Consider the following 13096-nt stretch of genomic DNA (forward strand, 5'->3'; position numbering starts at 1 on the left):
TCACACGAAGCCGAAAAGCGGTGGCACCAGCAGGACGACGAGTACCGCCCATCCCCCGAACACGGGCAGGTAGCGGGTCTGCCAGCGCTCAATCGACTCGAATCCGACTCGGCCGCGGACGAATCCGAGCACCAGGCGGGCCGACCACACGAGATTGACGAGCAGGACGAGATTCAGTCCCAGCGCGACCACCTTGTTCGGCGTGAAACCGAACTCCGCGATCCGGGTCAGCATCGCCGCCAGCATCATCAGGTCGACGGCCAGCGCGCTGACGACGAGCACCAGCTGGAGCCGGTCGAACAGGTCCGGCGGCGCCAACGGGTCCCGCGCCGACGTCGCGTACAGCACCAGTCCCAGCACAACCACGAGGATCAGATCCATCAGGATCAGCAGGTTCCGGTCGACATCGGCGACGTTGCCGTCCACCGCGAACGCAACGAGCAGGACCAGCAGCATCACGATCGTGATCGGCGTGAACACGCGGGTCAGGACGGGCGCGATGTTCTCCACCACGCTCTGTTTCGCCTCGACGAGCCACGCCGCGACGACGACGGCACCGGCCGCACCGAACGGCAGCACCCAGTCCTCGATCACCCACTCCATGTCGGTGCCGAGCGAGGAGAATGCGCCGATCGTCAACCCGATGAGGACGCCGCCGCCGAGCGCGAGGAGGGTCAGGTAGACGACCCATTCGCCGGTGAACCTGATGAAGTCCATCCGCCTGCGGTCGGAGCGCCAGTCGCCGCCGACGTACGCCAGACCGACGGCGAACCACAGTACGACCGGTGCGTGGATCGCGGCGATCAGTTCGGTCGATCCCTCCGGATCGAACGGAAAGAGGTTCAGCACCAACGCGACCCCTGCGAACGGCACCGTGAGCGCGGCCGCGACCCGGGCGCTCACCCGGCGCTTCCACGCGAAGTAGCCCGCGAGGAAGGGCAGGATGAACACGCTGACGTTGCGCGCGAAGACGTGGTCGTCCAGGTGCGCCCATCGCGCCAACTCGAGCGTGACACCCGCGCACAGTGCCAGCACGAGGACGACGAACAGCTCACGACGGGGCGGGCGCGAGCTCGCGCCGGTCTCCGCCTGGACGAGCACCAACTGCTTCCAGAGCCGTTCGGAGTGCTCCCGGGCGAACTCACGGGAGATGGCGTCCACGCTGCCCATCCGTTTGACCGCGACGAGGAAGGCCTCGTCGTCGGCCAGGCCCGCGGCGGTGAGGTCCGAGATCCGTTCGCGCAGATGGTCTTCCATCTCGTCGACGTCCGCGGACGAGATCACGCGATGCCGCTCGACGTAGCCGCGCCACTGGCCTATCTGGGACTCCAGCGCGGCGTCGGCCGTCATGCCCACCCCGGCGCGACGGCCGTCGGCGGCAGTTGCGCGCTGCGCCACACCTGGTTCAGCGCGCCCGCGACGACGTCCCACTGGCCACGCCGCTCGGCGAGCACGCCGCGGCCCGCCTCGGTGATCGTGTAGTGCTTGCGCCGGCGCCCCGCCTCCGATGTTCCCCACGACGCCGAGACATACCCGGACCGCTCCAGACGATGCAGCAACGGGTAAAGCATCCCGTCCGTCCACTGGATCTGCCCACCGGACAGATCGTGGACCCGCTTGAGGATGGCGTATCCGTACGACTCGCCGTCCATCAGGATGCCCAGCACGAGCAGCGTCGCCGAGGCGGCCACCAAGTCCTTGTCGATGTGCACGGCACCTCCATACCTAGATCTGCTAGGTATGGACCCTAGCAGCTCTAGGTATACCGGTCGGGGACATGCGAACCGACGCCGGTCACTGGCGGGCGGCGCGGTCCAGCAGTCCGAGGCAGTGCCTGATCAGGGTCTCGCGGGGCACGGTCACCGTGCCGTCGAGGTAACCGATGAACAGACTCGTGAGGGCGCCGACGAGACCGAGCGCTCGCAGGGCACGTTCGTCGGGATCGACGATGTCTTGCAGTTGATCCTGCACCAGCACAACGAAACTGGGGGCAAGCTCCAGGCCGCGTCCGCCCAGCGCGGGTTCTCGCAGCGGCGCCAGCAACAGGACCCGGCCTGCTTCTGGGTGGTCGAGGACGAGGGCCACGAACGCGCGGACCGCGAGTTCCGCGATCTCCGTCGGCGTCTCGGCGCCCGCGACCGCGGACACCAGCGCGTCGCGGGACCGCTCACCCACCTCCGCGTACACCCCGCGGATGTAGGCGTCGCGGTCATCGAAGCTCTCGTAGAAATACCGCTCGGTGACCCCGGCCGCGCGGCACGCCGCGCGCACGCTCACCGCGGGCCCGCCGGCCGCACCGAGCAGATCCACCCCGACCTCGAGCAGGCGTGTCCGTCGCTGCAGACGGCGCTGATCGAGGCCGGGGCGGTCGGTGGTGCTCATCGGACCCAGTGTATTCGGGCCCGGTCGATCACATGTGGGTGCCGCCGTCGATGCGAATCTCGGTGCCGGTGACGAACTTTCCGTCGTCGGAGGCGAGCATCGCGATCACGCCCGCGACGTCCTCCGGCGGCGCGAAACCCTCGCCGATCCACGGGTAGAGCTTGCCGATCAGGGTCGGGTCCAGATCGTGCTCCGGGAAGCCCGGGTTGCTGGTCATGCCGGAGGCGATGCTGCCCGGCTCGACCGCGACCGCGCGCAGGCCCGCCTTGGCGTACTCGAGGGCGATGGCGTGGGTGAAGGACCGGATGCCGCCCTTTGTGGCCGCGTACGCCGCCATGTACGGGTGCGCGAACGACGCCGAGGTGGAGCTGAAGTTCACCACGACGCCCTTGCCGTTCTCGACCAGCGCGGGCAGGGCCTCGCGGGTGACGAGGAAGGTGCCGGTGAGGTTGATGCCGACCACGGTGTTCCAGGCATCGAGGCTCGTCTCGTGCGTGTGCGAGGCGCGCAGGATGCCCGCGGCGTTGACCAGCACCTGCAGCCCGCCGAGGTCCTTGATCGCGCCGCCGATGGCCTCGTGTACCGACGTCTCGTTCGAGATGTCGACGACGACGGTGGTGAGCCGATCCGCGACTCCGGCCTCCTCGGCGCGGGCGCGCGTGACCGCGAGGCCCTCCTCGGACACATCGGCGGCGGCGACCACGCCACCCTCCGCGAGAATCCGGGCGACCGTCGCCTGACCGATGCCGGATCCGGCCCCGGTGATGAGCGTCTTGCGGCCCTCGAAGCGGTTCATGAACTGATCTCCTTCTGCTGGGTGGTTTGTGTTCCCGGTCTCAGTTGCACGTTACGCCGAGATGGCACAACGTGCCATGATGGTGACCATGGCGGACCCCGGCGCACAAGCCCCCCTCCCTCTCACCGAGCGACGGCGACTCCAGACCCAGCTCGAGATCGCGCACTGCGCCGCCGAGCTGTTCGCCGCACGGGGCGCCTCGGCGGTCACGGCAGAGGACATCGCGAACGCCGCAGGAATCAGCCTGCGGACCTTCTACCGGTACTTCCGGACCAAGGAGGAGGCGGTCGCCCCGATGCTCGCGGGCGGCGTCCGGGACTGGATCCACGACCTGGCCCGTGGTCCCAGGGACCTGCCGGCGGCCGAGGCACTCGAGCGGTCCGCGCGCCGCGTCCTCTCCCGCACCGACCAGGCCGGCCTCGCTTCGCTCCGGCTCACGCACGAACTCTTCCGGGCGATCCCAGGCGACCCCGGGCTCGAATCCGTCTGGTTCCGGATCGTCAACGACACGGAGGAGTCCCTCGTCGGGGTGCTGCGTGACCTGATGGGCCCCGACGCCGACCCACTGGACGTGCGGCTGATGGCGGTGGCGGGCAACACCGCCATGCGCATCGCCATCCAGACCTGGGCGGATTCGGATGCCGCCGCAGGAAGCGACGGCACTCCCGCCGAGATAGTCGCGCGGTGCATCCGGACGCTCACCGCCGGTCTGCGTCCACCTCAGGGATGACCCGACTCTCAGCGAGTTCACACCTGGCGCTGATGTGCATCAAGGGTTCGCCCGCGATCCTTGAGGCATGATCACATTCCCGCTCGTCTTCCTCGTCCTGACCGCCATGGCCCTGTCCGGCCTCGCCGCCCGTTCGGTTCCCTCGACCGTGGTCCGCACGCGTTGACCCACCCGGACGTGGAAAGCTCTACGTCCATGGAGCGAACCCCCCTGGATGTCGAGGACTCCGCGAGCCGAATCAGCGCGTACGTCTACGGGAACATCCTGGTGCTCACCGCGCTCATCCCGCTGAACAACGCGAGCACCACCCACGCCGCACTGGTCGTCATCGGCACCTCGCTGTCGACCTTCGTCGCGCACGCCTTCGCCGAATCGGTCGGGAGAAGCGCCCGAATCGGGCGCCCGCTGACCACTGCCGAACACCTCGAGGAGCTCCGCGACTCGGTGCCCATCCTGACGTCAGGACTCGTCCCGGCCGCGGTCGTCGGGCTCAGCGCACTCGGCGCGTTCGAACAGCAGACCGCGCTGCTGCTCGCCGAGCTCTGGGTGGTCAGCCGCATCGCCGGCCTCGGCATCGTCATCACGCGGCTTCGCGGCGAAAAGCTCAGCAGGCGCAGCCTGAGGGCCTGCTTCGTGCTGGCCTTCGTCGCGATCGCGGTGGTCGCGGTGAAGCTCTTCCTCACGCACTGACCCCCGCCGAGCCCTCGCCGCCCAGCCCGCGATCAGCGCGAGATCGGGACCGGCTCCAGGATCTCCGCCCGCGCCTCGGGCGCGGCGACCCGCAGGGCGTCGGCAGAGGAGTCGTCGGGCTCCGCCTGGGAATGGACCTCCGCCTCGACCCGCGCCCGGTAGGTCTCCACCTCACGGTCAACGGTGGCCGCATCCCAGCCGAGCACCGGCGCCACCAGCTGCGCGACCTGCTCGGCGCAGTTCACCCCGCGGTGCGCGTACTCGATCGAGATCCGGGTGCGACGCGCGAGGATGTCCTCGAGATGCAGCGCGCCCTCGGCCGCGGCCGCGTACACCGCCTCGACCTGGAGGTAGTCGGGCGCATCGGTGATCGGCTGCAGCAGTTCCGGGGTATCCGCCGCGAGGTCGAGCACCTCGTGAATCAGCGAGCCGTAGCGGTCGAGCAGGTGCTTGACCCGGTACGGATGCAGCCCGTACTGCTGACCGACCGCGGTCGTCTGGTTCACCAACGCGAAGTAGCCGTCCGCCCCGACCAGCGGCACCTTCTCGGTGATCGAGGGCGCGACGCGGGCCGGAATGTCCTCGGATGCCATGTCGACGGCGTCCTCCGCCATCACCCGGTACGTCGTGTACTTGCCACCGGCGATCGCCACGAGTCCCGGCGCGACCCGCGCCACCGCGTGCTCGCGTGAGAGCTTGGACGTCTCGTCGCTCTCCCCCGCGAGCAACGGCCGCAGCCCGGCGTACACGCCGTCGATGTCGTCGTGGGTCAGCGGGGTGACCAGCACCTTGTTCACGTGGCCCAGGATGTAGTCGATGTCCGCCTTGGTGGCGGCCGGATGGGCGAGGTCGAGATTCCAGTCGGTGTCGGTGGTCCCGATGATCCAGTGGTTACCCCACGGGATCACGAACAGCACCGACTTCTCCGTGCGCAGGATGATCGCCGCCTCGCTGACGATCCGGTCGCGGGGCACCACGATGTGCACCCCCTTGCTCGCGCGCACACGGAACCGTCCACGCTGGTTGGACAGCGCCTGGATCTCGTCGGTCCACACGCCGGTGGCGTTGATGACGACGTGACCGCGGACCTCCGCGGTGCTGCCGTCCTCCGAATCCCGCACCCGCACACCGGAAACCCGGTCGGCCTCGCGCAGGAACCCGACCACCTGCGTCGAGGTGCGGACCACCGCGCCGTAGTGCGCGGCGGTGCGGGCCACCGTCATGGTGTGGCGGGCGTCGTCGACGACGGTGTCGTAGTAGCGGATTCCACCGACCATCGAGCTCCGCTTGAGGCTGGGGGACAGTCGGAGCGCGCCGGACCGGGTGAGGTGCTTCTGCGCAGGCACCGACTTGGCGCCGCCCATGGTGTCGTAGAGGAAGATCCCGGCCGCCATGTACGGGCGCTCCCACACCCGATGGGTGATCGGGAACAGGAACTGCAACGGCTTGACGAGGTGCGGGGCGAGCGTCGACAGCGAGAGCTCGCGCTCGCGCAAAGCCTCACGCACCAGTCCGAATTCGAGCTGCTCCAGGTAGCGCAGGCCGCCGTGGAACATCTTCGACGACCGCGACGAGGTGCCGGAGGCGTAGTCACGCGCCTCGACCAGGGCGACCCGCAGCCCCCTGGTGGCGGCGTCGAGCGCGATGCCGGAGCCCACGACTCCGCCACCGACGACAACGATGTCGAATTGCTCGGAACCCAACTGGTCCCAGGCATCCTTACGCTGTTGCGGGCCCAGAAACTGTGCTCCCGATTGCTTGCTCAACGCCTGCTCCTGTGAATTGTCGACGAATCAGCACCAAGGCTAGGCCATGTCGACCCGTCTTCGCTGCTTCGAACGGGTGGTATCCAGGACCGGGACGCCCGAGATGGGCGGCGTCTCACGATCGACGTGAATTGTGAGGCGCGCTTTAGTAGCTTTTAGCCGTGTATGTCGCCGCGATCGACCAGGGCACCACCTCGAGCCGATGCATGATCTTCGATCATGACGGGCTGGTGGTCGCCTCCGCCCAGAAGGAACACGAGCAGATCTTCCCGCGTGCCGGGTGGGTCGAGCACGATCCGGAGGAGATCTGGCGGGCCACCCGCGAGGTGGTTGCGGCCGCGCTGGCCAAGAAGGATCTGACCCGACACGACATCGCCGCGGTCGGCATCACGAACCAGCGAGAGACCACCGTCGCCTGGGACCGCCGCACCGGCAAGCCGGTGTACAACGCGATCGTCTGGCAGGACACCCGCACCGACGAACTCTGCACCGAACTCGCGGGCGACGAGGGACCCGGACGCTACCGCGAGCGCACCGGACTGCCCCTGTCCACCTACTTCTCCGGCCCCAAGATCCGCTGGATCCTCGACAACGTCGAGGGGGCCCGTGAGCGGGCCGAGGCGGGCGAGCTCTGCTTCGGCACGATGGACACCTGGATCCTGTGGCACCTCACCGGCGGCGCGGACGGCGGCCTGCACGTCACGGATCCGACCAACGCGTCCCGGACCATGCTGATGGACCTGCGGACGCTCGCCTGGGACGAGCAGATCTGCGCCGAGTTCCGGATCCCGACCTCGATGCTGCCGCAGATCCGCAGTTCCTCCGAGGTGTACGCGCAGGTTCGCGAGCGCGGCATCCTGGCCGGGGTGCCGATCGCGGGCATCCTCGGCGACCAGCAGGCCGCCACCTTCGGGCAGGCCTGCCTGAGCGTCGGTGAGGCCAAGAACACTTACGGCACCGGCAACTTCCTGCTGCTCAACACCGGCACCACACCGATGCCGAGCAACAACGGGCTCCTCACCACCGTCTGCTACCGGATCGGCGACGCGCCGGCCGTGTACGCGCTCGAGGGTTCGGTGGCGGTCACCGGATCGCTCATCCAGTGGCTGCGGGACAACCTCGGGATCATCAACTCCGCCAAAGAGATCGAGGGACTCGCCGCCAGCGTGGAGGACAACGGCGGGGCGTACTTCGTGCCCGCCTTCTCCGGCCTGTTCGCGCCGCGGTGGCGCCCCGACGCGCGCGGGGCGATCGTGGGACTGACCAGGTTCGTCAACAAGGGGCACCTCGCACGGGCCGCGCTGGAGGCCACCGCCTTTCAGACCCGCGAGGTCCTCGAGGCGTGCCTCGCCGACTCCGGTGTCGAGCTCACCGCACTGAAGGTGGACGGCGGCATGGTGCTCAACGAGATCCTGATGCAGTTCCAGTCCGACATCCTCGACGTCCCGGTGATCCGGCCGGTGGTCAACGAGACCACCGCGCTCGGCGCCGCCTACGCCGCCGGGCTCGCGGTCGGGTTCTGGGCCGGCGAGGACGACATCCGCAACAACTGGGCCGTCGGGCGCACCTGGGAGCCCACCATGGCCGCGGCCGAGCGTGATCGGCTGTACCGGGAGTGGAACAAGGCCGTCGAGCGGACCTACGACTGGGTCGACTAGGAGCTCACGACGTTGATGACACGCGTGGAGTCGGGTCGCTCGTGGCCGGTTCCCGGCGACGGTGTGCGGTCGAACGCCGCCGGATATCTGGCGACGATGGTGGCCGTGGGCTGACGGTTATCGGCTCCGGTCTGTTCGAGGAATCTGCGTCGGTTCCGTCCGAGGCGCACCAGTTGCCGGCTGACGGTGCGGACCGAGACGGCGACGCGCGCCGTACGCTTCGATTTGGGCGATGACCTGTGCCGCAAGGGCCGGCCGTTCGCGGTGAGGCATGCTCTGCCCACACACCCGGCCTAGGATTTATGTAACGAAACCATAACCCAATCAGACAAGCCACCCCGACTTGTAGCATCAATGATGCGTAGCCTAAGTAGCGAAGACCTGTGGGGGGTAGTTCGACAATGCGCAAATCACTGATGAGACAGCCGGCCGCGATTGCATCGGTGGGCACTTTTCGCGCCGCATTTCTGCCTCGTGGATAGGCCGAAGTCGACGCCGCCACTTTCGTTGCAGTTCCCTCCCGGGAAGACTCCGCTGCTCGCGCTTGCCGCAAGCGCGGTTCTATCCGTATTCCTTGTTCTCACTTTGGTTGATCCCTGGATGAACGGGTCGGGCATACTCGCCGGAGGCGCGGATCTACACGTCTACAGAGACGGCGCTCGGCGAATCCTCGATGGGCGCCCCCTCTATACCGAACCGATGATCTTCGGACTGCTCTACACCTACACGCCCTTCTCCACCATCGTGTTCATCCCGATCTGGGAGATTCCCGGGGGCTACGTCAACAACGTATGGATGGCCTTTAACCTGGGCGTTCTGGTTGCATGCATCCTGCTGTGCTGGAAGATGCTCGGCTACAGGCCCACTCCGAGACTCGGAGCGGCCAGTGCAGCACTCGCGCTGACGTGCACTTTCCTTGAACCCGTTCGGACAACGCTGTTCTACGGGCAGATCAACCTCGTGCTCATGCTGTTGGTGCTCTGGGACTTCTCACGAGACAACCACGGCCGGTTGCGTGGCCTCGGGGTCGGGTTGGCCGCAGGCATCAAGCTCACGCCCGTCTACTTCATCGCCCTGTTCGCCGTATACCGTCAATGGCGAGCGGCCGCAACTGCCTCAATGGTGTTTGTCGCGTCAATTGCGTTGACGTGGCTCGTCCTACCCGTCGATTCCCGCCAATACTGGACGTCAACGTTCTTTCAGTCGACTCGGATCGCGGACGACAGGCACCCGTCGAACCAGTCGATCCGCGGCGCCATCGCACACCTAACCGGTCAGCCTGCACCCATGTGGCTTTGGATCGCGGTAGCGGGGATCGTCGCTGTCGTTGGTCTGACGATTGCTGTGCGGCTGTATCGAATCGACGAAGTCCTCCTGTCGGTAACGCTCTCCGGGCTGACAGCGTCAGCCGTGTCTCCCTTTTCATGGAGCCATCACTGGGTGTGGTTCGTTCCCCTGCTGATCTACCTTGTGCACCGGGCGTTGATTCAGCCCTGGTGGTGGACCGCGGCCGCCGGGCTGTACGTGGCGGCGGGAGCATGGCCGTACAGGTGGGACGAGTCCAACGTGGTGATCGGCCTGTTCCTCTTCCCGCCGTGGTGGCCGGTCACCAAAGCACTCCTGGCAAACATCTACGTCATCGCATACATCTGCGTGGTTGCCGGCGCGCTCGCGATGCTTGCTCGAAGTGGCAGACAGGAGATTGAACAACAACACAGTGAACCTGCTCGCATTACGACGGCGTAAGCGGGGCCGGCAAAGCGGTCCCCCGCCTGTCGATACCTACACACGTAACGACGATCACGCCAGGTCCGAAAAACAGAATGACCGTTTCCTTTTCACCGTGGGCAGGAACTTGCATGAATCGCAAGATGTTGGTGGCAGCGGGTGCGATGGCGATCGGAATCGGCGCCGTCCTAGCGCCTAGTGCTTCCGCTCAAGCACCCGGCGAGCACGCGCCGTGCAGTCAGATGTTTCGGGTGCCGATCGCTCCGGACGCCTGGAACACAACCAACAGGGTCGTGTTCAGCCCCTTCGGCACGGACAACATCTACTGCACCGGTGTCCACGGCCTAATCGGTGGATACCAGCTCGATCCGCGGGGCAACAGGCACCGTCTCAACGCTCCCTTCGCCGGCCCATTCACTGGACATGTGTACTTCTGGGATCCGGCCACGTTCTGATTTCGTAGCCCAGTCCGGACGGAAACTGATTCAGCGGCCGCCGTGCGCGGCCGCCAGCCTGCCGATCGCGTCACCAAGGGTGGACTCGTCATTGGTGGTGAAGCACAGCCGCGCGGTGCCCCGATGGTCACCGCCGACGGCAAAGGCCGACCCGGGCACGAAGGCGACGCCGTGGTCGAGCGCGGCCGCCAGGAGCAGCCCGGTGTCGGTGCCGTCGCGGAACTCGAGCCAGCAGAACATGCCGCCGCCGATCTCGGTCGCGGACACGGCGTCACCGAAGGCGCCGGTGACCGCCGCGGCGAGCGCCCTGGCGCGGGAACCGTAGACGGCGCGGATCCGCTCCAGGTGCCCGGCCAGCCACGGCGTGTCGGCCAGCATGGTCGCCGCGATCTGCTGCGTCAGCGCCCCGCCACACAGGTCCGCGCCCTGCTTGACCAACTCGACGGCCTCGCAGACCGCGCGGGGGCCACGCAGCCACCCGACCCGCAGCGCCGGCGCCAGGATCTTCGACGCGCTCGAGAGCCGGATGACCCGGTCCGAGTGGTCCGCGACCGGTGCGGGTGGCGCGGCGTCGAACCAGATCTCGCCGTACGGGTCGTCCTCGATCACCCAGAATCCGTACGCCTCGGCGAGCTCCGCGAGATGCCGCCTGCGCGCGACGGACATCGTCGCGCTGCCGGGGTTGTGGAAGTTGCTCACCGTGTGCACCAGCGTGGGCCGTTCGCCCGCGGCGAGGAGCTCCTCCAGGTGGTCGGTGCGCATCCCGTCCGCGTCGAGCGGCACCGTCAGGATCCTCGCCTCGGCGAGGCGAAACACCTGGAGGGCACCGGTGTAGGCGGGTTCCTCGACGACGACCGTGGCGCCGGGGTCGAGCAACACCTGGGCGAGCAGGCTCAGCGCCTGCTGGGATCCGTGGGTCACCACCACCTCGCGCGGGTCCACCGAGCGCGATCCGGCCGCGGACTCCCGCGCGGCGATCACCTCGCGCAGGCCGAACCAACCCGCGGTCTCGGTGTACTGGACCGCGTCCGGTCGCGCGAGCACCACCTCGCTCGCCTCGCGGATCCGCTCCCGCGGAATCAGCTCGGGGTCGGGAAGCCCGCCTGCCAGGCTGACGATCTCGGGACGGGCGGTGATGGTGAGCAGATCCCGGATCGCCGAGCTGCGCAGCCCGTTCATGCGGCGTGCGAACGCGGGGTGTGGGGACGGGGACACGAGACCTCCCGGGGCAGACTGGGGACAGGACGAGGCAAAAACACCTGGTCGTCCCGGGTCTGCGGGGCGGGAGGCGCCGAAGCGGGGGCCGATGGTCGCGGCCGGCACCATCGACTATCACACAGGCAGGCCCACGATATGAACCCTTCGTATCGCATCGTGGGACCGACGGGGGTCAGTCGAGGTCGTCGTGGCGCATCAACTGACGGGCGGCCTCGGTGATGGATCCGGTCAGCGACGGGTACACCGAGAAGGTCTGCGCCAGATCGTTCACCGACAGGTTGTTCTGCACCGCGATGGCGATCGGGAGGATCAACTCCGAGGCGGTCGGGGCGACCACGACCCCGCCAATGACCACGCCGGTGGCCGGGCGACAGAAGATCTTCACGAAGCCGCGGCGCAGTCCGGACATCTTGGCCCGCGGGTTGGTGTTCAGCGGGAGCATCACGGTGCGCGCAGGCACCTCGCCGTCGTCGATCGAGGCCTGGCTGACGCCGACGGTGGCGATCTCGGGACGGGTGAACACCGCGGAGGCGACGGTCTTGAGCTTGATGGGGCTCACGCCCTCGCCGAGGGCGTGGTACATCGCGATCCGGCCCTGCATCGCCGCGACGGAGGCCAGCGGCAGCAGTCCGGTGCAGTCGCCCGCCGCGTAGATCCCCGACACCGCCGTCCGCGAGACGCGGTCCACCCGCAGGTAGCCGCCCGGGTCGAGCTCGATGCCCACCCGCTCGAGGCCGAGACCGTTGGTGTTGGGGATGGAGCCGACCGTCATCAGGGCGTGGCTGCCGGTGACCACCCGACCGTCGGCCAGCGTCACCGCGATGCCGTCCGCGGTGCGCTCGACGGAGTCGGCGCGGGCGTGCTTGACCAGGGTCACACCGCGCTCGGACAGCGCTTCCTCGAGGACGAGGGCCGCGTCCGCGTCCTCGTGCGGCAGCACCCGGTCGCGGCTCGAGACCATCGTCACCTTGACGCCCATCTCGGTGTAGGCGGAGACGAACTCGGCGCCTGTCACGCCCGAACCGACCACCACCAGGTGCTCGGGCAGCGAATCGAGGTCGTAGAGCTGACGCCAGTTCAGGATGCGCTCGCCGTCCGGCTTGGCCGTCGGCAGGACGCGGGGGCTGGCGCCGGTGGCGATCAGCACCACGTCCGCGTCGAGCACCCGCTCGCCGCCGTCGTGCAGGGTCGCCTTCACCTGGTGAGCCGCCATCCCGAGCTCCTGGTCGATCAGCTCCCCGTGTCCGACGAGCAGCTCGACGCCGACGGTCTGGAGCCGATCCCTGATGTCCGAGGACTGGGCCTGCGCGAGGCTCTTGACCCGGGAGTGGATCTGCGGCAGTGAGATGGTGGCCTGGGACGGCTCGAGGCTGATGCCCAGGTCGGCGGCCCGGCGCATGTCCGTGCGCACCCCGGTCGAGGCGATGAACGTCTTCGACGGCACACAGTCCCACAACACGCAGGCACCGCCGACCCCGTCGCAATCGATCAGCGAAACCGACGCACCGTGCTGGGCGGCGACGAGCGCCGCCTCATACCCGGCCGGTCCGCCGCCAATGATCACGATCCGGGTCATTCATCCTCCAGTTGTTCGGGAGCTGTTACGCAGGGTGTCGGTGCGTTCCACGCTATTGCACCGGCCCGCTCCGACGCACGTCGGCACCGGTTCCCTG

At 68.0% G+C, this 13096-nt stretch carries 12 protein-coding genes; 5 read left to right on the plus strand and 7 right to left on the minus strand.

All coding sequences use genetic code 11. The features are described from left to right. The 4 genes from ACWFRB_RS12060 to ACWFRB_RS12075 all read right to left on the minus strand — a co-directional run bounded on the left by ACWFRB_RS12060 (position 1) and on the right by ACWFRB_RS12075 (position 3178). On the minus strand, positions 1-1350 hold the full coding sequence (locus ACWFRB_RS12060) for a permease prefix domain 1-containing protein (RefSeq protein WP_452641240.1): 1350 nt from the start codon (positions 1348-1350) through the stop codon (positions 1-3). Next, positions 1347-1712: a PadR family transcriptional regulator gene (locus tag ACWFRB_RS12065; protein ID WP_452641241.1), complete on the minus strand. Its 366-nt coding sequence runs from the start codon at positions 1710-1712 to the stop codon at positions 1347-1349. The genes ACWFRB_RS12060 and ACWFRB_RS12065 overlap by 4 nt, the downstream gene beginning before the upstream one ends. Positions 1713-1794: 82 nt before the next feature. Then, the gene (locus ACWFRB_RS12070) at positions 1795-2382 is read right to left on the minus strand and encodes a TetR/AcrR family transcriptional regulator (protein ID WP_452641243.1); all 588 of its coding nucleotides are present in this window, start codon (positions 2380-2382) and stop codon (positions 1795-1797) included. 28 nt (positions 2383-2410) lie between these two features. Continuing rightward, positions 2411-3178 (minus strand): SDR family NAD(P)-dependent oxidoreductase, encoded by a 768-nt coding sequence (locus ACWFRB_RS12075; protein WP_452641244.1) that lies wholly within the window; start codon positions 3176-3178, stop codon positions 2411-2413. A gap of 61 nt (positions 3179-3239) precedes the next feature. On the opposite strand from ACWFRB_RS12075, the gene ACWFRB_RS12080 reads away from it, so the two are divergent. Together ACWFRB_RS12080 and ACWFRB_RS12085 are read left to right on the plus strand one after the other, a co-directional pair. Then, complete coding sequence (locus ACWFRB_RS12080) at positions 3240-3908, plus strand: TetR family transcriptional regulator (protein WP_452641245.1); 669 nt, start codon at positions 3240-3242, stop codon at positions 3906-3908. A 195-nt stretch (positions 3909-4103) separates the two neighbouring features. Then, positions 4104-4598 (plus strand): hypothetical protein, encoded by a 495-nt coding sequence (locus tag ACWFRB_RS12085; protein ID WP_452641246.1) that lies wholly within the window; start codon positions 4104-4106, stop codon positions 4596-4598. A 32-nt stretch (positions 4599-4630) separates the two neighbouring features. On the opposite strand, the gene glpD is transcribed toward ACWFRB_RS12085, so the two are convergent. Further along, positions 4631-6364 (minus strand): glycerol-3-phosphate dehydrogenase, encoded by a 1734-nt coding sequence (glpD, locus tag ACWFRB_RS12090; RefSeq protein ID WP_452641247.1) that lies wholly within the window; start codon positions 6362-6364, stop codon positions 4631-4633. A gap of 161 nt (positions 6365-6525) precedes the next feature. Here glpD and glpK point away from each other — a divergent pair, with 161 nt between their 5' ends. The 3 genes from glpK to ACWFRB_RS12105 all read left to right on the plus strand — a co-directional run bounded on the left by glpK (position 6526) and on the right by ACWFRB_RS12105 (position 10205). Next, positions 6526-8022 carry a glycerol kinase GlpK gene (gene glpK, locus ACWFRB_RS12095; protein ID WP_452641248.1) on the plus strand — a complete coding sequence of 499 codons (1497 nt, stop codon included), beginning with the start codon at positions 6526-6528 and terminating at the stop codon, positions 8020-8022. Between the two features lie 699 nt (positions 8023-8721). Then, positions 8722-9768, plus strand: coding sequence for a glycosyltransferase 87 family protein (locus tag ACWFRB_RS12100; protein ID WP_452641249.1), 1047 nt, complete (start codon positions 8722-8724; stop codon positions 9766-9768). A gap of 113 nt (positions 9769-9881) precedes the next feature. After that, entirely contained in the window at positions 9882-10205 is a 324-nt protein-coding gene (locus ACWFRB_RS12105; RefSeq protein ID WP_452641250.1) for a hypothetical protein, read from the plus strand. Between the two features lie 30 nt (positions 10206-10235). Here ACWFRB_RS12105 and ACWFRB_RS12110 read toward each other — a convergent pair whose 3' ends face one another. After that, positions 10236-11384, minus strand: coding sequence for an aminotransferase-like domain-containing protein (locus tag ACWFRB_RS12110; RefSeq protein WP_452641279.1), 1149 nt, complete (start codon positions 11382-11384; stop codon positions 10236-10238). 211 nt (positions 11385-11595) lie between these two features. Continuing rightward, a complete protein-coding gene (locus ACWFRB_RS12115; protein ID WP_452641251.1) occupies positions 11596-12999 on the minus strand; it encodes an NAD(P)H-quinone dehydrogenase in 1404 nt (467 codons plus the stop codon). Positions 13000-13096 lie beyond the last annotated feature (97 nt).

Source organism: Rhodococcus sp. NPDC055112 (genome assembly GCF_053607505.1).